20 protein-coding genes are annotated in these 25,095 nt (G+C 29.2%); 3 read left to right on the top strand and 17 right to left on the bottom strand.

Going from position 1 to position 25,095, the window contains the following annotated elements:
- Positions 1-77 precede the first annotated feature (77 nt).
- Positions 78-458 (top strand): hypothetical protein, encoded by a 381-nt coding sequence (locus SCLAR_RS03195; RefSeq protein WP_100254496.1) that lies wholly within the window; start codon positions 78-80, stop codon positions 456-458.
- Between the two features lie 34 nt (positions 459-492).
- On the opposite strand, the gene SCLAR_RS03190 is transcribed toward SCLAR_RS03195, so the two are convergent.
- From SCLAR_RS03190 to SCLAR_RS03165, 7 genes are all read right to left on the bottom strand, one after another.
- Positions 493-1,314 (bottom strand): aldo/keto reductase, encoded by an 822-nt coding sequence (locus SCLAR_RS03190; RefSeq protein WP_100254495.1) that lies wholly within the window; start codon positions 1,312-1,314, stop codon positions 493-495.
- Between the two features lie 140 nt (positions 1,315-1,454).
- Positions 1,455-2,027 (bottom strand): lipoprotein, encoded by a 573-nt coding sequence (locus SCLAR_RS03185; protein WP_100254494.1) that lies wholly within the window; start codon positions 2,025-2,027, stop codon positions 1,455-1,457.
- A 190-nt stretch (positions 2,028-2,217) separates the two neighbouring features.
- Positions 2,218-2,460: a hypothetical protein gene (locus SCLAR_RS03180; protein WP_100254493.1), complete on the bottom strand. Its 243-nt coding sequence runs from the start codon at positions 2,458-2,460 to the stop codon at positions 2,218-2,220.
- A gap of 30 nt (positions 2,461-2,490) precedes the next feature.
- Complete coding sequence (locus SCLAR_RS03175) at positions 2,491-2,703, bottom strand: hypothetical protein (protein ID WP_100254492.1); 213 nt, start codon at positions 2,701-2,703, stop codon at positions 2,491-2,493.
- A 338-nt stretch (positions 2,704-3,041) separates the two neighbouring features.
- Positions 3,042-4,169 carry a hypothetical protein gene (locus SCLAR_RS03170; protein WP_100254491.1) on the bottom strand — a complete coding sequence of 376 codons (1,128 nt, stop codon included), beginning with the start codon at positions 4,167-4,169 and terminating at the stop codon, positions 3,042-3,044.
- The gene (locus SCLAR_RS07045) at positions 4,169-4,336 is read right to left on the bottom strand and encodes a hypothetical protein (RefSeq protein ID WP_157795133.1); all 168 of its coding nucleotides are present in this window, start codon (positions 4,334-4,336) and stop codon (positions 4,169-4,171) included. Before SCLAR_RS07045 ends, SCLAR_RS03170 begins: the two co-directional genes overlap by 1 nt.
- A 1,255-nt stretch (positions 4,337-5,591) precedes the next feature.
- Positions 5,592-6,821 carry a lipoprotein gene (locus SCLAR_RS03165; protein WP_100254490.1) on the bottom strand — a complete coding sequence of 410 codons (1,230 nt, stop codon included), beginning with the start codon at positions 6,819-6,821 and terminating at the stop codon, positions 5,592-5,594.
- Positions 6,822-7,094: 273 nt separating this feature from the next.
- Here SCLAR_RS03165 and SCLAR_RS03160 point away from each other — a divergent pair, with 273 nt between their 5' ends.
- A complete protein-coding gene (locus SCLAR_RS03160; RefSeq protein WP_100254489.1) occupies positions 7,095-8,495 on the top strand; it encodes a DDE-type integrase/transposase/recombinase in 1,401 nt (466 codons plus the stop codon).
- A 302-nt stretch (positions 8,496-8,797) separates the two neighbouring features.
- Here SCLAR_RS03160 and SCLAR_RS03155 read toward each other — a convergent pair whose 3' ends face one another.
- The 4 genes from SCLAR_RS03155 to SCLAR_RS03140 form a co-directional block, all read right to left on the bottom strand.
- On the bottom strand, positions 8,798-9,493 hold the full coding sequence (locus tag SCLAR_RS03155) for a lipoprotein (protein ID WP_100254488.1): 696 nt from the start codon (positions 9,491-9,493) through the stop codon (positions 8,798-8,800).
- A 487-nt stretch (positions 9,494-9,980) separates the two neighbouring features.
- Positions 9,981-10,799 (bottom strand): hypothetical protein, encoded by an 819-nt coding sequence (locus SCLAR_RS03150; protein ID WP_100254487.1) that lies wholly within the window; start codon positions 10,797-10,799, stop codon positions 9,981-9,983.
- Positions 10,800-10,968: 169 nt separating this feature from the next.
- Positions 10,969-12,249, bottom strand: coding sequence for a hypothetical protein (locus SCLAR_RS03145; RefSeq protein WP_100254486.1), 1,281 nt, complete (start codon positions 12,247-12,249; stop codon positions 10,969-10,971).
- A gap of 2 nt (positions 12,250-12,251) precedes the next feature.
- Positions 12,252-14,519 (bottom strand): glycoside hydrolase domain-containing protein, encoded by a 2,268-nt coding sequence (locus tag SCLAR_RS03140; protein ID WP_100254485.1) that lies wholly within the window; start codon positions 14,517-14,519, stop codon positions 12,252-12,254.
- 342 nt (positions 14,520-14,861) lie between these two features.
- On the opposite strand from SCLAR_RS03140, the gene SCLAR_RS03135 reads away from it, so the two are divergent.
- Entirely contained in the window at positions 14,862-16,262 is a 1,401-nt protein-coding gene (locus tag SCLAR_RS03135) for a DDE-type integrase/transposase/recombinase (protein WP_100254164.1), read from the top strand.
- Positions 16,263-16,662: 400 nt separating this feature from the next.
- Here the strand turns inward: SCLAR_RS03135 and SCLAR_RS03130 are convergent, their stop codons facing one another.
- From SCLAR_RS03130 to SCLAR_RS03105, 6 genes are all read right to left on the bottom strand, one after another.
- On the bottom strand, positions 16,663-19,521 hold the full coding sequence (locus SCLAR_RS03130; RefSeq protein ID WP_100254484.1) for an endo-beta-N-acetylglucosaminidase: 2,859 nt from the start codon (positions 19,519-19,521) through the stop codon (positions 16,663-16,665).
- Positions 19,522-19,538: 17 nt separating this feature from the next.
- Positions 19,539-20,444, bottom strand: coding sequence for a hypothetical protein (locus SCLAR_RS03125; protein WP_100254483.1), 906 nt, complete (start codon positions 20,442-20,444; stop codon positions 19,539-19,541).
- A gap of 6 nt (positions 20,445-20,450) precedes the next feature.
- Complete coding sequence (locus SCLAR_RS03120; protein WP_100254482.1) at positions 20,451-21,332, bottom strand: hypothetical protein; 882 nt, start codon at positions 21,330-21,332, stop codon at positions 20,451-20,453.
- A complete protein-coding gene (locus tag SCLAR_RS03115) occupies positions 21,332-22,060 on the bottom strand; it encodes an ATP-binding cassette domain-containing protein (RefSeq protein WP_100254481.1) in 729 nt (242 codons plus the stop codon). The genes SCLAR_RS03120 and SCLAR_RS03115 overlap by 1 nt, the downstream gene beginning before the upstream one ends.
- A 1-nt stretch (position 22,061) precedes the next feature.
- Entirely contained in the window at positions 22,062-23,327 is a 1,266-nt protein-coding gene (locus SCLAR_RS03110; protein ID WP_100254480.1) for a hypothetical protein, read from the bottom strand.
- A 344-nt stretch (positions 23,328-23,671) separates the two neighbouring features.
- A complete protein-coding gene (locus SCLAR_RS03105) occupies positions 23,672-25,093 on the bottom strand; it encodes an SGNH/GDSL hydrolase family protein (RefSeq protein WP_100254479.1) in 1,422 nt (473 codons plus the stop codon).
- Positions 25,094-25,095: the final 2 nt, after the last annotated feature.

The following is a 25,095-nucleotide window of genomic DNA, read 5'->3' as shown; positions in this document are numbered from 1 at the left end:
ATCTAGATTTTAGATAAATCTATTTTGTTGAACTAAAGTATTGTAAAATATTTATAGAAAATGGAGTCTAAAGAAACATGCAAAAAGAAGAAGTAATAATGGCACTCAATATTTTTGAGCAAGATTTTTTTAATTATGGTAGATCATACCTTTTAAATGATGGTAAGACCAATTTAATTGATAAATTTAAGGATTTAGTTGAAGCCACTGTAAAAATTTTAACTAATAAATTAACAAATTCACTTGCAACAAAACAGTTTGAGGCCACAAAATTTATCCATGCAGTTGCCAATGAACTAGATCTTAAAGCCAAACACCTTCATGAAAAACAACAGCAACTAAGGGCAATGGATATTAACCAGTACTTACAAGGTCAAATTGTTTTGTGTTTTAATGAATATCTTGGCAATCACTTTGTGAATAAAGTAAAATTAAAAGAGATTTTAAGTTTTATTTAAAAAAATGCTCTAATTAAGAGCATTTTTTGTTCCTTTAAAAATCAAAATTATCTGGATCTGGACCATCTCTGTATTCAGGAATGGTTGCCAGTAAAGCCATATCTTCTGCAGTTAAGGCAAAATCTTCAATCTCAGTATTTTCAATTAATCTGTGTGGTTTTGATGATTTTGGAATAATCACAAATCCTTGTTGGAAAGCTCAACGCAGACAAATTTGAGCTGGAGATTTTTGGTATTTTTCAGCCAAGACTTTAACTTGCTCAACTTCAAAACATTTACCCCTAATTAAAGTACCTCATGATTCCACAACAATATCATTGTCTTGTAAGTATTTTACTAGATCTTTTCTTTGTAAAGCTGGATGTAATTCAAATTGATTAATTACTGGCTTAATTTGACAATTTTTTAGCAATTCCTCAATATGCACAATTTGGAAGTTACTTAACCCAATTGAGCGTATTTTTTTAGCAGCTACTGCCTCTTCTAGTGCTTTTCAACACTCAAGACGTTTTGGTGTTGGTCAATGAATTAGTACTAAATCAATGTAAGTAATTTCTAATTCAGCTAAAATACGATCAATTGCTTTTTTAGTTTCTTCATAACCATGATCTGAATTTCAGATTTTTGATGTAATAAAAATTTGTTCTCTAGGAACTTGACTATCTTTTAAAGCTTTTGCAATTAACTTTTGATTTCCATAGATTTGAGCAGTATCAATGTGTAAATAACCTGCTTTTAAGGCAGCAATAATTACATCATAAGTTGCTTTCTCATCATCTAATTTATAAGTTCCTAAACCAAATTGTGGTATTTCTTCACCATTGTTAAATTTAATTTTTTTGTTTAAAACTGACATTTTTTTATCCCCCCTGTCATTTATATTTTACTCCAATTTAGATTTTTACTTCAAAAAAATAAAAAAAAGACCATTATTAGTGGTCATTGTAATTTAGGCAAGTTTAAAAATAGTTTTAAACTTATAAATTGTATTTAGTTTTAGTCTTGATCGTCGTGATAACTTAATTCAAATTGGAATGAACCAGTAATATTTGGACTACTTTGAGTTGCTTGAACTCTGTAAAGTCCTGAAGAAACTCGATCACCATAGTCATTTTCAATTCATTGTTCTGGAGATATTAAGTCTTCTACACTTAATCCTAGAAAGAAAATATTGAAGTGGGTATAATCACCAACTTGGTTAATAACATTGATTCCATAAATGTTGCGAAGAATGTTGGTACAAATAGAATCATACAAGTTCCCAGCATTAACTCAAGATTGTTCATTCAATTTAGTTGCAACTAATGTACTATTTACATTATTGATAACAACCTTTTTCTCTGAATCTACAACTAATTCTTGAGCTCTATCAGGGTCAAAATCTCCAACATTTTGATCTCCAAGTCATTTATAATAGTCCTCAGTGGTTTCAGTGTCAGGAATTTTATCTCCAATAGAGTTTGGGTCATTCCCTGCAATCGGAAGCGGGTCTGAATTACATGCAACTATTGCTGATGCACTTGTTGAAACAATTGAGAGACTCGAAATAACTGAAAGTAACTTTTTCATAAATAACACCTGCCTTTTTTAAATACAATTTTTAATTAAAGAAAAGTTAGGGTCTATAAATAGACTGATTTCTTTAATGTTTTTATTATAATGGTAATATTCTGAAATTGCAATCTTTATGCCGTATTAAACACTTTTATTTAAAGGGTATTTTAAGAAATTTTAATTTTTTCCGTTAATAACTAGTAGCCTAAAAACCGCTAGTTGCCCAATCTGCTAAACTTTCAATAAAACTCAATGTTTCTTCGATATAATTCCCTTCTTGTCTACCAATAGCTGCATATCTAATAAAAGCTTGAGAAATTAAATCTTTTTTATAGCCAATATCATGGTTATTTTTTGCTGCATTAAACAGTTCAATTCGAGCTTCAATAGCAATAATAATCATATCAAGGCAATACAATCACTGAAAATCATATGAATTCATTTTCATTTTTTTTGATTCAGCTACACTTGTGCCTTTTTATTCTAATTCTTTTACTCACACGCTAACTGTTTTTGCTAGAGACGCTTGTTTTTCTCGGTAATCCACAAGAGCTATCTGGGCCTCACTTAAAGTATTTACTTGATTTGGTAGTACAAATCTTGTCTTAGTACAAGCAACAACTTGAGTCAATTGAGATCCCACAATAACAACACTAAAACTAAAAGTCATTATTTTTAATAGTTTTTTCATAAAATTGCCTCCCTTGCTCTACCAACTAGCTTGACAAGATTTTTTTATGGCAAAAAAAATTTGCATTTAGCTATTAGAATAAAGTAAATTAACGAGCTCAAAGTCTAGTCATTACTTCTACACCTTTATTATAGTTTAAAACCCGTGAATATTTTTTTCAAAATAAAAATTATTACAGTATTTTATTGAAAAATTAAAAAAATAGTTAATTTTTAAAAATTAACTATTTTTGCAGCATTATTGTAGCTGTTGCTACTAAAAGCTTTAATAATTTTTTCATGTTAGTCCTCCTGGTCACTACAAGAAAAGAATCTATGCATTTTTTCACTAAACTATTATTATTGAGCCTCTTTTTTTATTGTTCCTTCCATTAGTGATGTGTTTATACTAATATAGATTTCATCACTTTTTTTAAGTTGATAATCTGGGCTTAAATCTGTGCTACCATTAATTGTTATTTGGATTTCATCTTCTTCAAAGAGATAATCTGGATTGGCAAAATATTCTAGTTTTTTTATGACTACATCATACAAGTGTGCTTTTGTTTTTTGTAAGGTTCAACCCACTCTGATTGTAGTTCAATTTAAAAAGTAACTAGTTGCAAATTTTTTAAAAACTACTTTGGTTTGGTTACTATTTTTAAATTTAAGACTATGTTCACTTGGTTTGATTAATAAAATATCTCCCTCAAGTGCTTCATATCTATTATCCAAATCAAAAGAAGTATTATCTCTACAAATTTTTATGTCAACTCAATCTATGGCATCATCAACTTCAGTTATTTTCATTAAAGCAATTTCAATTCTTATGTCATTTCAACCTTGGCCAATTGAACTTGTAAAATCAAATTCTGCAAGATCTAATCTTTTATCTTTTGGGGTAAACTCAAAGTTACCACTAACATAATATGAAGTTGCTGTTTTTGCTTCAAACATGACAATATCATTTGTTTGAAAATAATAATCTTCAGCAACTAATTGATATTTATTATCAATTTTAAGATAAACTAGATAATCTTGTTGATAATGAATTTCTAGATTTTTTTCAAAAACAAATTTTTTTAAATCATCTAGACTATGATTAACATAGAGATTATTTTTAAGTGTCCCCAAGAGACTTTTGGTGAATTCTTCACGCCCATCAATTACTAAAATTGTTTTAGTTTTTGGTTCAGCATTTTCTTTGTGGATAACTTTAAAATTAAACTTATCCCCAACAAAGGCTTGGTAATTTTTATCAAACTTAAGTTCTGAATTTGAACTATTTCTCACTGTTAATTCATATTGATAAACTACATTTTCAAGTTTATTATTAATTTTTTTTGCAATTTCATCATATTTTTCTCCCACTGTAATTCATAAACCATCAAGAACTTCAGGACCACGAGACTTTGAACAAGCAATTGTGACTGTTGTTAATTGTGCTAGCAAAGAAAGACTTGCTAAATATTTTAAGATCCTTTTCATTAGTGGTTTTGGTTAACCTCTTTTTCAAGAATTGTTCAGCCACTAACATTTGCATTAATTGATGTGTATTGTCATGTGGCTCTAAAACCTTGAACCCCAGCATAACAATAAATTAGTAAATTTATTTGTGAAAATGAATGTATTTTTTTAAAAAACTTAGTTTTCATTCTCTTTTCTCCTCTCATTGGGTTGATACGCAATTATCTTAACACTTTTTATAAAATATTCAAGAAATTCCGTAGACTAGTAGAAAGAATTGTTGAAATTAAAAAAAATATACTGAATAAAAACCTTTTGTAATTAGGTTTTTATTCATGGTTTTAACTAAAACTGACCTTTACTTTTGGAATAATATTCTTTGAATATTTTTAGATTTCAAAATAAATTTAAAGATCATTGACAAACAAAAAACAACCAATTTGAGGAAACCCCAGATTAGTTGTTAATCTTGTGATAAATCACAATTTTAGTTTTACAGACAATTTGCTAGGAGAAAATCAAGTTGTTGTGATAAAGAACGGTGTAAAGTATAGACTTCAACACATGGTAAAACATTTCTAGCAAAGTAACAAAAGCAGGTAAGTTACTTTAGTTATGTTTTTTTATATTATTAATAATTTAAAACGTTTGAAAAAATAACTACAATAAGCTCACAATCATTGTAATCCATTACCTAAATTAATAAATAATGGTCCCGACATACAAGTATTATAAGTTTTTATTGAAAAAAGTGCTCAGTATTGTTGTTATATTACCAATATTTTGGAGATACCTTAACAATTGTAACTTTGAACTGGTAAGCAGATTACCAAATGCTTAAAAATCACAACCAATGCAGTTTAATTGGCAATATTCACGCTTGTTTATAAACAACAATATTCAAATGCAAATAAGGATATATGTATTCACAACTACTAGCTAGATTAATAAAAAACTTGTAAAAAAATTTTAAATAGTATAGATTGACAACCAGGCAAAACAACCTAACTGTTTTGCCTGAACTAGACCAAATAATCTAACGAATAATTTTAACCTTGTTATAATTTTGTTCTCTAGCAAAAGAAAACTATTTTTTTGGTTTTGCAAAAATTGTAAAGTAAAATTTATGACACTAAAAAACTTTAATATTTTCAATCTAACTTCAGTCTTATTCCCAACAAAACCTACTTAAATTATACTACACTTTTAAGTAGAATCAAGTGAAAATAATATTTTTTTGAAATATTTTAACACTTATAGAAAGAAATTTTGTTTAATGATCAAGATGGGTTTGGGTTAACATTTGTTTTTATTTCAGCCAGCCCTTTTCAAGTTCATGTCAAAATTCTTAATTTATAAAAACCCTATACCATATGGTATAGGGTAAAATCTAAATTTATTAATTTTAATAGTTTTTAAAATTTATAATGGTTATTGATGTTATTATGCAGCACTAACAGTCACAGTAAATGTAACTGCAGTAACTCCAGTAACTCCAGTAGCAGCAATTGTCACTGTAGTAACAGCTTCTGCATTTAATCCTGCAGCAACTTTATATGAAAGCACACCGGTAATTGGATTAATGCTAACTTCAGTAATACCAGTAGGTGTTTCTGGTGATGTTAAAACAGTAAAATCTGTAACAGTACCCTTAACTGCAATGGTAAGTGTTTCGTCCACAGTAGTAGCACCACTAGTACGAACAATATCCATTGGTTGTACAATAAAGCCTGCTACAACTGATACATCAAATGTAACTGGTTCAACAGCAGTATCTTCTGAACTGATTGTAACAGTAACATTTGTTCCAAGAGCAGCCTCCAAACCTGTGAACTCAATTTTTCTACCTTGTTCACTATACGTTACAGTTGCATGAGCAGGATTTGCTGCAACTTTTATTTTCCCAACTAAATCAAAGTCACTAGCAGCAATTACAATTTCTTCTTTAATGCCTGCTGCTGCTTTAATATTAGCTGGTTTTGTAATTGTCCCAGCTGTTTTAACAGTCACAGTAAATGAAATTTCTTCTACCCCTGTAGTAGCTGACTTAACTGTAATTTTTGATGTTGAGTTAAGTGAAGCAGTTGTAGGAATTGAAATAGTGATTTTATTACCTACATTTGTTGCAGTTGCAACTGATTCTGTTCCAGAAGAAACTGATAATCCTTCAACAGTTCCAGTAGTAGTAATTGTAATTTCTTTTGTGACAGCAACACGGTCACTAGCTTTAACTAATACAACTTGATCACCTGGGTTTGTAATTGTACCTGTTACTGCAGCACTTTCAGTGTCTTTTTTAATAGTAACATTAATAGTACCTATAACTGCATCATTGTATTTTACAGTAATAATTTCTGTAACATCTGCAGCTAATTTTGCTGTACCTGCTTTTAAGCTAATTTTAACATTTGATTTTAAAACACTAGTATCTAGGTTAGTCATTTGTTCAACTACAAGAATTGATTTTCCTGTTGCTGCATTTGATTCAAATGCAAAGTTTGCTTTTCCAGTAACAAATGCTGGAATTGTAACATCTTTAACTTCAAAAGATTTTGTGGTATTGTTTAGTGTAACATTTGCTAATGCATTTACTGTTTCACCACAGGCAACAACAGTTGCCCCTGTGCTAGCAACTAATCCAGTTGCTGCTAATAATCCTAATAATTTTTTCATTCAATTTTTTTTCCTTTCAAAAAATTAAGTTGTTTTTTCTTTAAATTCGATTCCAGAAGAAACCTTAATTTCCTTTCATACATTTCATATACTCATTCTCATTTTCGTTCTCATTCTAGAACCTATTAATAGAGTACCATAAAAACGTGTTATTTATAAAATAATCTTTAAACTTTACAAAAAATAGCATTGTTATCAAAACAAAAAAGGACTAAATGTTATCAAAACAAAACTGGACTTTATTATAATAATAAAGGAAATCAGGGAATAAAAATGAAAAGAAATTATAGAGGTAAAAGACAAATGAAAACCAACAAACATATACAAGATATTATTAGGGAGGCTGCTTTATCCAGGGATAAAGCAGCCAAAAGAGAACTTTTGATAAAAAGTGGTGGTAGTAGATCATGGTTTTATGATGCCATTAAAAAATACAAAGAAATTGGTGAGGCCTTCTTTATCCACAAAAATAAAAACAATAAGCATGCTCAAAAGCGAACCCATATGCAAGCACTAGAGATTAGCAGGATTTTTAGGGATGAGTACTTAAACTGTAATTTTAGGGATTTTATGCGCTATTTAAAAGCAGATAAAAGATATGACTATCAGTGGGTGAGTTATTCATATATTTACAATATTTTAAGATCTAAAAATCATTGCTCAAAACTGGCACATAAAAAAACTATCAAATTGTTAGCAAAAGAAGAAGAGTTGAAAAATAGACCTCAAAGTCTACTGGTTCCCTCCTCAGCTACAGAAAGAGCAAAAGAAAATATCCATATTGCAAGGCCAAGAACCCAAAGGCGTGGTCATGTTGTTGAAGCTGATGCTACATTTTGAAGATTCAGTGATGAGGAGATTTGGGCATTGCATGGTTATATTGATGAGGCAAGTGGAGAGGTTTTAGGATTATATTTTGATCATCAAGAAACTACTGAAGGTTATTTCAATGCTTTGAAACCGGTCTTAAAAAATTATGGGACTTTTGAAGTGCTAAGAACTGACAAACGCAGAACTTTTTGGAGTGAAAAAAAAGAATCTTCGCCCGAAGATTCTTGAATTCAGTTTGCATTTGTAGCTAAAAACTTAGGTATTGACATCCAATCATCAATTTCACCACAATTCAAACCAAGGATTGAAAGGCTCTGAAAAACCATTAAAGGTACAATCACTACCTTTATGGAACAAAATAAAGTCACAAATATTAATGAGGCCAATCTAGTCTTACCAAAATTTGTTGAGTATTTAAATAATCATGTTGTAACGCTTCAAAAAGATTTTACTACAAATTCATTCAAAAAATTTGAGGGAGATCTAAATATTATTTTGGGACACAAATCAATTAGAGTGGTTGCAAGAGATCTAACTGTTACCTATGAAAAGGAAAAGTACTTTATATGCAATTTCACAACACCATTAAATATACCTAGACGAGAGATTATGATAATTCAATGTTGTGATGGTAACCTTATCGCATCACTTGGTGATAACTATTATAGTATGATTGAATTTGATAATGAAATGCTCTACAAATCAAAAGTTGTTCTTGAAAATGAAGGAGTGAAACCTGAAGATATGCCACAAAAAATTAAAAGCATCTCTGTCTGAGCTCAATCAAACTTTATATTTTTTAAGAAAAAATACTCAAGTTGATATAAAAAGCACTCCTATTAAACTAGCAATTTATTGAAAGTTGTATTAAAATTACTAAAAGTCCAAATTTGTTTTGATAGCTACAAAATAATCTTTAAACTTTACAAAAAATAGAATTATTTTACTAGAATTTATTTAAAGTTACTAAGAATAATGATCAAACAAATTCAGAAGTTGTGTCAAACAACATCATGACTTTAATTAATATTTTAGATATTCTAATCATGTCATAAAAGAATAAAAAAACCTAAACCAAATGGTTTAGGTTAACTTTAAAATAATAAATATTCAAAGTTTTTAAAAATTAATAATGATTGTTGAGATTATTCTTCAGTTTCTCCATCTCCACCTGCAGCAGTAACAGTCACAGCAATTGTAACATCAGCTACATCGTCAGTTGTTGAAGAAACAGTAATTGTTGAAGTACCTTCAGCTACTGCAGTAATTGTGAATTGGTTATCTACAATTACTGAAACAGTTGCAGTTGCTGGAGTTCCAGATACAACATCCAATCCTTCAACAGTTCCAGTAATAGTGATTGTAATTACTTTTGTATCATCTACTGCTAATGAAACTTCTGTATCGCTTACACTAATTGAAGCAGTATCTCCTGGAAGTGCAAGTCCTGTATCTTTTTTAACTGTTACATTGATTTTTCCAATTACAACATCGTTGTATTTTACAGTAAGAACTTCTTTAACTTCTTCTTTAGTTACTTCTGATGGGTTTTTTAATGTTATAAGAACATCTGATTTTAAGTTTTCAGCAGTAAATGGTGTTGAATTTGAAGCTGATAAAATTGTTTTGTCATCTTTATCTGATGTAATATTAAGTGTTGCTTTTCCTTCAACAAATGCTTCGATTGTAACATCTTTTACAGTTCCAATCATTTTTTCTGCTGAACCTTCTAAAGTAACACTTCCTAAAGTCTTAGCATCTGCATCTCCACATGCAACAACTGATGCACTAGTACTTGCAACTAATCCAGTAGCTGCTAATAATCCTAATAATTTTTTCATTTATTTTTTTCCTTTCAAAAATTGAGTTATTTTTTTCAATATTTTGTGATCTCAGAGATACAAAATAATTTAAATAAACCTTTCGTATCTCACTCTGAAATCTACTACTAGAATACCATAAAAAATGTAAAAAAATCAACAATATTCAAAAAAAATATTATATTTTTGCGCTTTTTGAATAAAAATAAAACTTAAAGTGTGCATAAATTCTGCTATTCTATGAAAAACTCCTTTATATTTTAATAGATTTTAAAATTTTTCATTTTTATTAATCAAAAGTTAATTAGAAAGATGTTTTTAAAATATTCTTGTCTTAAACCTTTTATCTAGCATTTAGAGATTTTTGACAATTTTAAAGAAAGGTAGCTGTCAATAATGATTAAAATTCAATAAAAACCAAAACACAAATTAGAAACTAATTTGTGCTATTGAGATCTTAAATTGAAAAAATAAAACACTACCTTTTTATAAAACAATCCATTTAAATTTAATTAAAGATAGGTGTTAAACCCCTGCTTTGAAATGCTTGGTTAAAACACTCTCTATAAAAATCACTTTTAAATAGTCCGCCAAAAATATAGACTTTTTTAATATTTGGGTTTATTTTGACTTTATCAAAATAAGTAAAGAATTGTTCAAAGTTTTGTTGTAAAATAGCTTTGATTTCAGAACTATAAGCTTGATTTTTTTCAGTTAAAAGTTCTTTACTAAAACTTAATAAAATTGGTTTAATATCATTTCAATTTTGATAAATTAACTTAACTTTTTCCATATCATTGGTTTTAAAAAAATCATAAACATAATTGACATAGTTACTTGAAATATTATTTTGTCAATCAACAAGGGCTTTGGCAATAAAGTTTTGAGCAAACTTAAATGCTGAACCATCATCTTGAAACATTGGCCCAAAACCATTTAAAAATTTCTTGTGTTGTTGATCTTTTTCAATCATAATTGTTCCACTTCCCAAACACAACATGTAATAACTTGCTTCAGTAATAAACAAGTGTTCTTGAACTTCAATGTCAGTTACTATTTGGGTGTTTTGACAAACACTAGCGAAAATCTTGATTATTTCTGGTTTTGCTTGAAACTCATGTACTCCAGGCATTCCTAAATAAATCTCTTCAAAGTTATTTGTAAAATAATCTTTAATTTCTTGAACTGTTTGTAAGATTTTATTAACTCCTTGCTGAATATTCATTCCAGCAAAGACTTTTGTTTCTAAAATATTGTGTTGTGGATCAGTTAAATAAACTTTTGTGGAAGTCCCACCTCCATCAACAAATAATTTGTATGTTTTCATTGCTTTTACACCTTTCTTTTAAGATAACACTAGTTAGATTCTTGATTTTATCAAAATCTAACCAGTTTCTGCTTTTTAATTCTTAAATATTATATATTTTTTAATCAAAAAATATATAAAAATTTCTAAACTAAATCATCAGGGCATCAAAAAAGGCTTGAAGCCTTTATTAATTGTTAAAAATTATTGGTAAATGAAAAGCACATAATTTACGGGTTGCACCATCATTAAACACTGATAAATAATCTCGATTAGAGCTCATAATTGTTACATTAAAAATATTTCTTGATTCTCCAAAGTAATTGCCTTTAGTAATTCCTGTTGGGTTAGCATTATCTTGTCAAATATTTTCAACACTATTTCAGTAATCAACTCATTCATCTTCTTTACCAGATGTTGGACTTAGTGCTTTTAAAATTTTGATTTCAAAATCAGCTTCAGTTAAATCAATGTTATTGTTGGGAAATTCTTTTAAAATTCAGGTTTTAACATAAGTTTTAATATATGGCATAATATCTCCAAGTTTTTTGTCGGTTAAATCTAGTCGAGACAAGTCTAGAGACATGTCATTTTCTAGATCATATTCTTTATCACCTTGACCCAATTTATAAACTGTTTCAAGTCTTTGTGTAACATCATTGTTAATGACAATTTTTTCATAAAGTACAATTTGACTATTTGCAGAACCATCACTAAAACCATCCATTTTAAAGAAAGAGTTTAAAAACCAATTTGAAGTGGTTTCTAGTTGGGAAATAACTAAATTTGCTCGATTGTCTTCTCCTAAGACAATGTCTTCAGCAATACTTAAATACATTACATTATTTGTTAAAGTGTTCATTAAGTAATTTTTTAAGTCAACTTTTGAGACGTGTAATGCAGTTTGTAAAAATTCTGCTACACCTGGTTCTTCAATCTTACTTACAATCTCACCAATTAGTTCTACAAAAGCAGATTTTGTAATTGAATAAATGTCGGGATTTATCACATTGTTTCTGTCTAAGTAAAAGTTTTTAGGTAATTTCACAATTGTATCTAGCTCACTAAGGTTTTTTCTAACATCAAATAATTCAAAGTTAACATATTGATCATAGTCTTTGAATAAAACTAAGTTAACTTTTAATATAATTCCTAATTCAAATAATTCAGCTAAAGTAATAAATTCATTTGATTGTGCATCATTTCCACTTGCAAAATAAAATTGAAAGTCATTTTCAGCATTATTTCGCTTTAAAAATTGAGATAAAAACTCTTCAAGAGCTGCGCTTTGTTGATTAATAATCATTGAGGCAACATCAATCTGACTTAAATCAGTTTTTAAGTCACTTGATAATTTTTGCATTTCTAACTCTAGTTTTTCAGTGTTGTTCGTTTGTTCACAAGCAACAATACTAAGAGTTGGTGCTACTGTACTTGTTACTGAAAGTAATACTCGTAATAATTTTTTCATTTTTAAGCCCCCTTGTTAGTTAATGAGATTTTCAAGTACTCAATCATTCCATTTATTGAGGCAAAATCTACATCTTTAATTTCTAAGTTTTTATCATTGGCAAACATATAATTTGAAGTATTTTTAAAAGTCTTAGGATTAACAAGATAACTTAATAACTGGATTTTTGAAGCCTCAGTTAAATCACCATTTGCAAACAAAACTCTCATTTTTTTAACTAAATTATAAGCTTCTTGAATATTAAATAACCTAATACTAGGCATAGTATTTTGTAAGTAATAAGTTGGATACATTAAATATGAATCTCCTGGTTCTTTTGTTGCACTATTGTCAACATCCCCATCACTAGTAATTGAGTTACGATAACCTTCATAAGCAAAACGAGTAAAGCCATCAGCACCAAGTTTTTCAGCAATCAACATTCCTCAATAAGCTTCACTTGGTAAAGAGGCAATGTAAGTTGCAGGAGCATTGTTTCATGAAGAGTAAATCCAAGTAATTTTATTTGCTTTTTTACGTTCTTGGATTATTTTTTTTAAGTTAGCCAAACGGGTTTCATCATTTAAAGCATTAACAACAATTTCTCGCTGTTGAATTGTAATATCATCAAATTGTTCAACAAACTTTTGGTAAAGATCATCAGAATCATCAATATTCACTCGGTACTCTCAACCTAAATATGCATGTGATTTTAAAAGTTTGTTTTCATCAATTTGGTTAATTTGTTCAATAATTGCTTGATCAATTTCAAAACTAGTTTCATCAAAAGAATAATAAAACTCTAATTTACTTCCACTTGCAGTAGTTTTTTGTTCATCACTTAGTTGTTCAAGATAGTTAAGAACTGCTTGAAAATATTGGGGAATAAAATTATTAATATAACTTGTTCCTAAGTTTGTAATGTTTCCATAGCCATCAATAAACTCATCTTTAACTGCTGAAACAATATTGTAAAGAGCATTATTTGACCCTAGACTTGCTGATGACACTCCAGCATTATTGTCATAGTTATAAAAGAATTTTAAACCATTGCTTCCTCTGGTTATGGTTGGGATGTAGATTTTTGTAAAACCATTGTTTTTAACAAATTCTAAGTATTTGTCAAAACCATTAAAGTCAAAACTAAATTCAAAATTTTCATTTGCAAATCAGTCACCACTAAAATCTGCCATCTCTTCAAAATATTTATTGTGAGTTTCATAATTTTTTTTATTTTTAACTGAGACTCTCATAATTGAGTTTCCAAAAATTGGAGCATAAGCATACTGAGCACCCATTTGCATCATATAAGAATAATTGTTTTTTAAAATATCTGCATATTTATCATCTAAATATGATGGGAAATAGTTGTCATGGTGAGTCATTCAGTCAAAGTAATTATTGGCACTATATAAATCTCGAATTTCATTAGCAACCTCATCATCAGGCTTGTTAAGTGGTGTCACTACACCACTTTTAGTGGTTTGAGTTGGTGGAATATTAGCTGCATTAAAATTATATGTTGCTAATGTTGCTGGAGAAGTCATTGCATTAAATGAAAAGTCTGAAGTAGGATTAATGGTTTTGTCACTAACTAAGAGAGTGACTTTTTCAACCTTAGTTTTGTAAACTCCATTATCTAAATATTGAATAATGATATTGTAGTTTCAATGTCTTGCAATAACTTTGTTAGTGTAAGAAGAAAATGATACTAAAAATGGTTGAACTGGAAATATTTGAGGATTTACCACTGTATTACCCCCAATTTTATCAGGAAAATAAGTGGTTCCTTCTGGAATTGTGCTTGTCCCAATAGTTTTTGTTGACAAGATAAAGTTCATTACATTAATTTTTGCTTCTACCCCATTATTACTTGCTTCATTTACCCCTTGAATACTAACAGTCACATTTGATATTTTAGCATTCATATCAAAAACCATTACCATTTGTTGAGATTTACGATCATTTTGTCATAAACTTAATTCTTTTCATGGGTTATTTGTTTTTCTTAAAGAGGCAAAATTACCATTAAAAACGGGTGTTTCATCTGCACTCAATTTATAATTGGCATAATTGTACATGCTATCACCATAAAAAATTGTGAAATTATGAGGAGCTGGTTTGTTTGAATCCAGTTCAATCTCATTAACAACATAATTGTTATCATATGAGGTTCCAAAAAATGGTGATCTTTTTGTAAAGGCACTCCAAACTGATAAAGAACTTGCTAATATGCAAGTTATTATTCCAAATATTAAGAAACTATTTATTAGTCTTTTTTTTAAATTCATAAAAACTGCTCCTTTCAAGCTAAGTTTATGCTTTTAATGATTTCTTTGCTTAATTACCGTACTTTTTATTATAAAAAGCAACACCGGTCTAAAAATATTTATGTTTAGGAAATATTGATGATTTTTAATAAAATTTATATCAAGGTGATTTTCATATTTAAGTTTTGAACTATGAATTTTTTCTTCATTTTTCAAAATAATCATAACACAGTTTCATATTTTTAACACTCTTTTTGTGAAAAGTAAGTAAAAAAAACATTGTTATCAAAACAAAAAAGGACTAAATGTTATCAAAACAAATTTGGACTTGATTATAATAATAAAGGAAATCAGGGAATAAAAATGAAAAGAAATTATAGAGGTAAAAGACAAATGAAAACCAACAAACATATACAAGATATTATTAGGGAGGCTGCTTTATCCAGGGATAAAGCAGCCAAAAGAGAACTTTTGATAAAAAGTGGTGGTAGTAGATCATGGTTTTATGATGCCATTAAAAAATACAAAGAAATTGGTGAGGCCTTCTTTATCCACAAAAATAAAAACAATAAGCATGCTCAAAAGCGAACCCATATGCAAGCACTAGAGATTAGCAGGATTTTTAGGGATGAGTACTTAAACTGTAATTTTAGGGATTTTATGCGCTATTTAAAAGCAGATAAAAGATATGACTATCAGTGGGTGAGTTATTCATATATTTACAATATTTTAAGATCTAAAAATCATTGCTCAAAACTGGCACATAAAAAAACTATCAAATTGTTAGCAAAAGAAGAAGAGTTGAAAAATAGACCTCAAAGTCTACTGGTTCCCTCCTCAGCTACAGAAAGAGCAAAAGAAAATATCCATATTGCAAGGCCAAGAACCCAAAGGCGTGGTCATGTTGTTGAAGCTGATGCTACATTTTGAAGATTCAGTGATGAGGAGATTTGGGCATTGCATGGTTATATTGATGAGGCAAGTGGAGAGGTTTTAGGATTATATTTTGATCATCAAGAAACTACTGAAGGTTATTTCAATGCTTTGAAACCGGTCTTAAAAAATTATGGGACTTTTGAAGTGCTAAGAACTGACAAACGCAGAACTTTTTGGAGTGAAAAAAAAGAATCTTCGCCCGAAGATTCTCGAATTCAGTTTGCATTTGTAGCTAAAAACTTAGGTATTGACATCCAATCATCAATTTCACCACAATTCAAACCAAGGATTGAAAGGCTCTGAAAAACCATTAAAGGTACAATCACTACCTTTATGGAACAAAATAAAGTCACAAATATTAATGAGGCCAATCTAGTCTTACCAAAATTTGTTGAGTATTTAAATAATCATGTTGTAACCCTTCAAAAAGATTTTACTACAAATTCATTCAAAAAATTTGAGGGAGATCTAAATATTATTTTGGGACACAAATCAATTAGAGTGGTTGCAAGAGATCTAACTGTTACCTATGAAAAGAAAAAGTACTTTATATGCAATTTCACAACACCATTAAATATACCTAGACGAGAGATTATGATAATTCAATGTTGTGATGGTAACCTTATCGCATCACTTGGTGATAACTATTATAGTATGATTGAATTTGATAATGAAATGCTCTACAAATCAAAAGTTGTTCTTGAAAATGAAGGAGTGAAACCTGAAGATATGCCACAAAAAATTAAAAACAACTCTGTCTGAGCTCAATCAAACTTTATCTTTTTTAAGAAAAAATACTCAAGTTGATATAAAAAGCACTCCTATTAAACTAGCAATTTATTAAAAGTTGTATTAAAATTACTAAAAGTCCAAATTTGTTTTGATAGCTACACTCTTTTTGTGAAAAGTAAGTAAAAAAAATCACTTTTTCTAGCATTTAAGTACTTTAAATCAAAATTTTGGTAGCAGGATAAGGGTCGCTAGCACTTTTTGAGAAAGCCCCTTTAATAAAGACTTTTTGCCCAAAAAAAGTGCTAGCACTTGCAATTTTAAGCTAGCACTTGTGCTAGCACATGAAAAATATAATCTCACATTAATTTTAAGTCAAGCTTTTATTTGTACATTCAATAAACTATCTAAAAGCTTGCTGTTGTTATCAAAAATTAAAAAAATACCCCTATCAGTTCGTTAAAACCCAAAGAGATATTTTGAAAAATAATTATTTTAGCTAAATTTTAAATGTTCCTGTAAACATTTGTGAAGACTCTCCAGAATTATATTTGATTCTTATTCCCAGAGTTAAAGCATCACCTGCAACAAGATCACGAAGGTAATATGAAGTAAGATTGGTTTGTCCAACTCGATATCACTTATCATCATACTTGTAAAAAACTTCATAATAATCTATATTACTTGTATTATCAGTTTCTCAATTAAATCTAATTGAGGCATTTTCATCTCTAACAATTGTAGCTTCATTTGAAAGTCTCTTAATTTTTGAATTTACAACTGGTGCTGACATAGTGTTGGGTTTTAAACTTAGTTCCCCAACATTATAAATAAATTCAGTATTATCACCAGTATTAATTTGTAAACCAATTTTAGCAAGACGATTTTGATCGTTGACACTTAACCCAGCTTGACTTAGGTTGAGTGAAACATTATACCAACCCCCATCAACTGGTGTTACACTAGTTGGTTCAATTACTTTTGGAGCTTCTGTACTTGAAGTTTTAACAAGAACTTTAGTGTTTTTAACAACTTCTGCTAGACCTGCTGACTTGATGTCATCATGTTTTGCAGCTTTAACTTTAAAGTCGAGTGTATAATCTGAGGTTTGTAAGTTTGTTCCCATTAAATTTCAATTATAAGCTGAATTTTTTTCTCAAATTCCTGGTTTTATTCGACCTTGAGCACCATTAAAATCATAACCATTACCAATAGCAATTGAGTTTCCTTTTTTATAAGGGTTATTGTAATCAAAATAACCATTTAATTGACCAGCTTTAGTAATTTTTGAACGATACTTTACTCCATCAACTGTATTGTTGTCAGTAACTGTGCGATCACTTTGGGTTGTTTTTCAAAAATCTCATTGGTATGTGGGCATAACATCTGCTAAACGATTATTAGTTCAAGGGTAATTACTTGCATAAGACAACAATTTACCTGCACTATCTCGATCCACAAAATACATTCCACTACCAGTTGAAAAACTGGTAGTGATATTTGGAGCTGTTGTAGTTTCTTCGGCATTTGTATATTGATTTAATTTTGTATCTGTCAATACGGTTTGTTCTGCAAAGTCATTACCATAACCATAACTAAATGGATAAACTCCTGTGTTTTCATCTCAAAAAAATTGTTTATTACTATCAGTTGGTGGAGTTTCATTTTTAATTTGATCAAAATCAACTCGGGGATCGATTGCTAAAATATCTTTTAAAGCAATAGCATTACCATAACTTGCATCTCGATGCATATTTTTACGCATTGCAGCGTAACTTTCTTCATCATTATACTTATTTTTGTTATTTTCAAAAGCTTGTTCAAAGCCTTTGGCATCTGATTTCAAATAACCATTATAACCTGCATACATGTATGAATTATACAAATTTGAAATTTCTTGGGTTTTTAATCAAGCTCAATCTGTATCAAAGGGAGTTTTGGCATTTTTACTAAACTCAATAAATGAAGAACGAGCAATATCATTTTCAGCTCCTGAACCAAAGCTTGAAAAACTAACTGGAGTATGGTTTTCATAGTCATATGTTAATTCAGGTTTTTTTTCTGAAAATTTGTTAGTAACTTTGTACAAGTATTTTCTAATATCTATGTTACCAATTCCAGGAGTATTGGCACCTTCATAATACATTGAGTAAAATCTTGAAGGATAAGTTGGGTCACCATTATTTCTTTCAGTGAAGAAGTTTTCTTCTTCACCTGGAAATAACCTGTTAAAGTCAAGTTGGAATTTAGTGCGATTTTTTGCATTAGCTCCAAACCCAACTGTAGTTCCATTAACTGCAGCAAGAGTTTGAGAATAAGCGGGTTCTTCTTTATTAATTGAATTTGTATTTTTATAGTAATTAAAAGTTAAGGTTTTTCCACCTTTTCTTTCTAATGCTGCTGCTTTGATGTTAAATTGGCGAATAATTTCATAAATATCACTTTGTTTAACAACTGAACCATCAGGTGCTCCCCCATTTGCTTCATCATTAATAAATCAACCATCAAAGTTCAAAGTAAGTGCTTGGTTAATTAAAATATCCACAATTTTAAAATTTCCTTGTGAATCTAGTTCAAAAAGTTTTTTTAATTTCTCTCGTGAGACATCTTCTCATCCAGATAAATAAAGTAAACCAATAGCATTAACCCCATTTTTATGTAATTGATCAGTGACATCTGCAGATAATGGGGTTAATCACCCTAAATTTGTAAAACCAGCTCAACCAATAAAGTCATTAACATAACTATAATTGGTCATTAGGGCTGAATAAGGATTATTAGTTCCAACAATTGATGAGTCAGAATTTCCTTTATCATGAAAACGATTGTAATAAACCCCTTGTAATTGGCGTTTGGTTGATTTAGCAGCAACATAGTTTCGTGCTCGAATATCTGTGGCTGCAGTGTTATATTTTAGATCTAAATTATCTTTATCTCAGTCTAAAACTGAATTAAAATATTCAAATTTTCTTGACTTTGAATCAACCCCATAATCTGATCAGGTGTTCCCATTGGGTCTAAAAGTTGTTACAATGGGTACCCCAGTTACCCCTTGTTTTCTAATTGAACGACGAGTTTTATAACCAGTGCTAAATTTATCATAATCAAAAACTTGGTCAACTGGACCATTAGCCACTGTTTTAATTGCCACTTCATCACTATTAACTTGGTCAGTTGTTTTATCTTGGTCTGTAAAATTATATTCAGCTCCAGCTCCAGTATCTTCTGCTCAGTTATAATCATCAAGTGAGAGTAAATATGGTCTAGTTGAAGTGGTCCCAATATCGCAAGCACTAACAATACTAATGGTTGGTGCCACAATGGCAACAATTTGTAATCATACTAATAATTTTTTCATATTTTGGTTCCTTTCTTTTACTTTTTAATTTTGACAAAAAATGTTGTTAAAAATAATGCCCCTGCTCAGAAAAATGCTGTTGAAATTGCTAGTGGCAAAATTAAACCAACATCATTTCTGTAAAGAGTGAATGAAAAGTCTCCATAAGCACTGGCAACAATTTGGCGAGCATTAACTAAGTTTGAAATTAAGTTGGCATATGAGGCAAAAAAGATTCATTGCACTGCTTTTAGTGGGTTAAAATAACCTAAAATGTTTAAGACTGCATTTACTTGATTGTTAGTAATTAAATTAAGTCCAACAACATTACTTGATAATAAGATAAAAACAATGATTACCACATTTAAAGTTTGGATTAATAATGGTGAACTAATTAAAAATGATAATAAGTAAGCAATACTAAAAGTAATAAAAGCTGCTAAAATCAGGCCAAAGAAAATCCCTAAAACTTGTGAAAAACTTGTAATAATTTTTAAAGAATTAATAAAGTTTTGATTAATTAAGAATAAATCTAAAAAGCAACCCCAAATAATCAAAGTCAAATAAGAAAGTAAAGTTATCACAATTGTAGTTAATAAAAGTGAGAAAATTAAGTTTTGCTTACTAATTCTAAAAATTTTAAACTGTTTAATCATCACTGAATACTTTCAGTTATTAATTAAACAAGCAGCACTCATTAAAGCAAAACAAGCAGCCAACAATAGTGATGCTAAAGTACTTACTTGATTTAAAGAAGTAACTTTAGCGTAACCAAATGAAGTCACAATCAAGTAAATTACACTATAAAATATAATTGGTAGTAAAAAACAGTAAAAATAAATTCTAATTGAAGCTAAAGTTGTTTTTAAAGAATATTTTAAAAGTCTTAAAAAACTATTTAATTCAAATCTAAAATTTGTACTAAAAATTTGTTTTGTTTCCATTTCCTATTAGTCCTTTCATTTGAAATACTTGCAAGTAAGTACAAAGCAAAGCACCACTGCAACACCTGCAATTACTAGAGGTGCATAAATATTGTTAATAAAAATGTACTCTGGACTTGAAGCATCACTTTGAGTTACTTGATTAATTCCCCCTTCAAAATCCAAAAATGCATATGATGCAGTTAAGAGAATTATTCAAGTAAAATATTTGAAAATGTTGATGTAACTAAAATAGTTTAAAAAAGCATTTTGAGTTGCAACATATGAAGGTATTAAAATATCTGAAAATATTAAGGCAAATGCTAATGTAAATAACAGAATGACAATCCCAATGTTTTTTTTATTAATAAAATTACAAAGAAAACTTGTTAAGAAAAAGAACATCATCATCATTAATACAGAGGTAATAATAAACCAAATTCAAACATATGAAGTTAAATTTGATAAATTACTAAACTCAATTTCTGGAGTTGTTTTAGCTAACAAATAACTTACTAAGAAATTAACTAGTAAAGAAATTGTTAAAAATATACAAGCCACAAGCAAACTACTTGTTAAAATCTGTCATGGCTTGACTCCAATAGTTTTCAGTCTTCGGAGCATATATGTTTGTCTTCACTCAATAATATTTAGTGAAAAAATAAATCCTGTTAGTAGTGGTGAAGTGAGCATTAAACAAACAATTTGAGGTGGTAACATACGGTGCAAAGTTGAGTAACGAGAAAAACAATATAGCGAAATAAATGAGAGAATTGCTGGTAAAGTTACTATCAAAACTCAAGTTCTTTCAGATGTGACATTTAGTTTAAAAACTAAGTTTAAAACTTTTAAAAATTGTTTTTTAACAACAGTTGTTTTAAAATCTATGACATTGACTTTTTTTAACATTAGATTTGTTCCTCAAAAAATTCAGTGAGAAGATTTCTCACACTTCCAAATTCTTTTTTCACTGTTGTAATGTCCATTTGTTTATAAATTTTTCCTTGTTTTAAAATGATAATGCGATCACACACTTGCTCAACTTCTTCTGGAATGTGTGAAACCACAATTAATGTCAAGCCACTTTTCTTTCTTAATTCTTGAAAAAATTTAATTAACTTGATTTGCATTTTTAGATCTAATCCAGTAATTAACTCATCTAAAATTAGAATTTTGGGATTATTAATAATCGATAAAAAACAATTAAATCTTTGTTGTTCTCCACCTGAACAACTAGCAATTCTATTTTTTAAAATACTTGAAATTTCAAAAACATTAATTAACTCAGTAATATACTCATTGGTTTTTCATTTTCTACCAACAAAAAACTCAAGTAAATCTGTTCCCATAGTGTTAAAGGGTCAAGCTCCACTTTGAAATTGGATCCCAACATTTTTTTGTAAAAAATCTTTATCATTTTTCTTACTATCACTAGTTTTTCCTTCACTCACATAAGCAATTTCACCAGATGTTGGTTCAATAATACCAGCAATAATTTCAACCAATGTTGATTTCCCTGCACCATTGGCACCCAAAATTGCTACAGCTTCGCCATCTTTAATTTCAAATGAGACATCATCAATAACATTTGGTGAATTTTTTTTATAACTTTTTTTTATCTCTTTAATTTGTATCATTTTAGTTATGCTCCTTTAATATTTCAATTTGTTTAGCATCAAGTTTTAAATAAAGATTTCAAACTCTTTTTGCAAAGTTAATAATTTTTTGATCTAACATTAAATATGGGTTAAAACTTAATTTTTCCCTTTGAAGTGGAGTTGTATCTAGACCTAAGTTGGTGAATTCAGTTAGACCTGGGGCTGGGACATCATCATTTTGATCTAGATTAATTCCCATTGTAGTTTCTCCATCAGCTTGCATTAAAGTAAACAATTCAAAATTGTAACCATATTTAATGGTGGTGTAAAGACTTGAAGCCCCAGTAACTCCATCAAATTTCCCTGATTTAATGTTTCCCATTCCATGGATTAACTCACTATAATCTACCAAGTCTGAGTTTCTCTCAATTAATTCAACAACAGACATGTAGTTTCCAATTGCTTCAACATAACACAATAAAATTGTTGTTAATTCATAAGCTTGAAAATTAATGTCATTAACATATTCATAACGCAATCAATCTCCAAGTTTATAATTTAAGTAAGATTTTGATTTTTCAGGATTTGACTCACTAATGCTTACTGTTAACGAAGAATTACCATAAGCATTTGTTTCAGATTCAATAATATCTCCCAGATCATTTACTGCAATGAATTTTCATTTTGAAGAACCAGTGGCTGTTTTTTCAGTGACATTGTTAGTCGTTCTAAAGTAAACACAATCAGTTTTGTTAGTATTTGTTAGAGGTTGATAGACTAAATCATTGTGTTTAATGGCTTTTTTGCTTGCATCAACATTAATAATTTCAATTTTTTCGTCATTAGAATTGTTAATATAAAGTGTATAACCTAAATCATTTAAAGCTCTAAAATTTGGAACTTCATAACGGTTAATTTCATGCAACTCTGTGGCTCTGGGGTAATAATTACCCATTGCTTGCTGTCCTAAATAGACATAGTCAACTGAACCACTCTTAACTGGTACTTTGGTGTTTTGAGTAATATCAACATCAATTTTTTCTTTGTTGGCTAATTGTTGGTAATATTTTTCATACTCTGCTCTAACAGCTAACTGGATGTTTTTAAAATAATTTGCTCGGTATGCTAAAACATCATCTTGCATTCTTATCATCACTGGAATATTGCTTGGATCATTATAATCAATTTCTCTGAAACTTAATAATTTATCAAGTTCATTCATTTTAAAAAATGAACAAGAAGTTGTTGTAATGACTGCAGGTCCAATTAAAGTAATTGCTGACAATAAACTTAAAATTTTTTTCATACTTTCTTATCTCCTTTCGTGATTGGTAAATGACTCATTCAATAAAAAGTTCAAATTATTTGCCTAACTAAAATATTTTACACAATACCCAATTATTTAGCAACTCAATCACATAATTAGTGTTTCAATATTTCCTTTAAAACACTAGTTATAAGCGAAAATTTTAAGTTTGTTGAATATTTTTTAAAATTGTAAAAAATATTTGCACAAGTCAATTAAAAAAAGTAATTACTAACTAATCACTTCTTTTGATATTTACTTTAAAAAATACAATTTGTTGAACTTAATTCAACTTATGGTTTCTATATAAAAAACAACCTATTGTAAGGTTGCTAGTTCTTAAATTATTTTAGATCGAATTTTTTAGCAAGTAATTTTGCAACATACTCATGAACTTGTGCTGTTGGGTGAACATAATCTGTGAAAAAGTAATTTTTAATGTCTCATGTAGGATTTTTTGTGTTTCTACCAAGCATTAATAGTTGTACATATGTTTGAGTTCCTTCTGCTCTTGTTTGATAACTTCTAGCAGATTTACTAAATCCACCTGCAAGACTTGCTAACTCAGTTATTTTTTGAATGAACTCTGCAATTGTGACGATTCCGTTTTTATAATCATCTTTTTCATAAATAAAATCATCCTTGGCTACACCTGGTAACAGGGCATTTGTTTCATCATTTAAAACATAGTACCCTCCTGATTCATCTGTATAACCTTGATCAATAATGTTATTGTCTACATCTTTATTTTTAAATCAGTCTAAAATATCGGCAAATTCATTATATAAATCAAATACTTCAACTTTGTTTTCATAGTAAGTGTTCACTTCAGTAATTATATCCAAAATTGCTTTTTGATATTTTTCACCAATTTCTTCAATGAATTTTGCTTGAGCTTTTTGTTCTTCATTTGCATCTTCTTTGAAGAATGCACCATATTTTGGTACTTCATTCATTTTTGGTGGTGTCATAAATAAAATTTTACTCATTCCATGATTTAATAAATTGTAAATCCCAGTTCTAATTGATTTAATCCCTTCATTAAATACTCTGTCAACTAATGCTGTATCTTTGTAATTGTCGATCATGGCAAATAGATCGTTTCCGCCAATTTCAAAGAATGTTAAGTCATTTGTACTAATTTTGTGTTGCTTGATTAATGCCACAGTTTGTTTTTCAATTGTGGCATCATTTAAAATACTTCCCATGAAACCATCCATTTGAGCTGCAGTGGCACCTCCAACTGCATAGTTATTCCCGTAACCTTCACCATCATCATCATTTGGTTCAGTTACAAAGATATTGCTGCTTTTCATAGGTTTAAATCCCAATTCTTCATTTAATAAATAACCAGCAGTTCCCCCATTTGAGAAAGCACTATGATGGTTATCATCAGCATCTGCAAATCCGTAACCATCTCCATCAAGGGCTACTTTTAGGTTAACTTTCAAATTTTGTAGATTTGGAATTGGGATACCTTGAGTTAGATTTCCAATGACTTGGTCTAAAAGTGGTTGTAGTTTTTTAACCATATAAGTTCCGATACCATCAACATCACTTAAACTATCTCCAACAATATAATAGTTTGTAAAATCTGATTTTTCATTCTCCTCACTTGAAATACTATCATCAAGTGCTCCACTAGTGTCAATACCTGTTCCAATTGCTGTTGGGTCAAACTTGGTTGCTGGCAAACAAGCCACAACTCCAGTAACAGTAGGAACAATAAGTCCTGTCGACATTAAAAATGTTAATAATTTTTTCATTT

This window comes from Spiroplasma clarkii (assembly GCF_002795265.1).
GTDB lineage: Bacteria > Bacillota_I > Bacilli_A > Mycoplasmatales > Mycoplasmataceae > Spiroplasma_A > Spiroplasma_A clarkii.
This window is presented reverse-complemented; position numbering and strand designations above follow the sequence as displayed.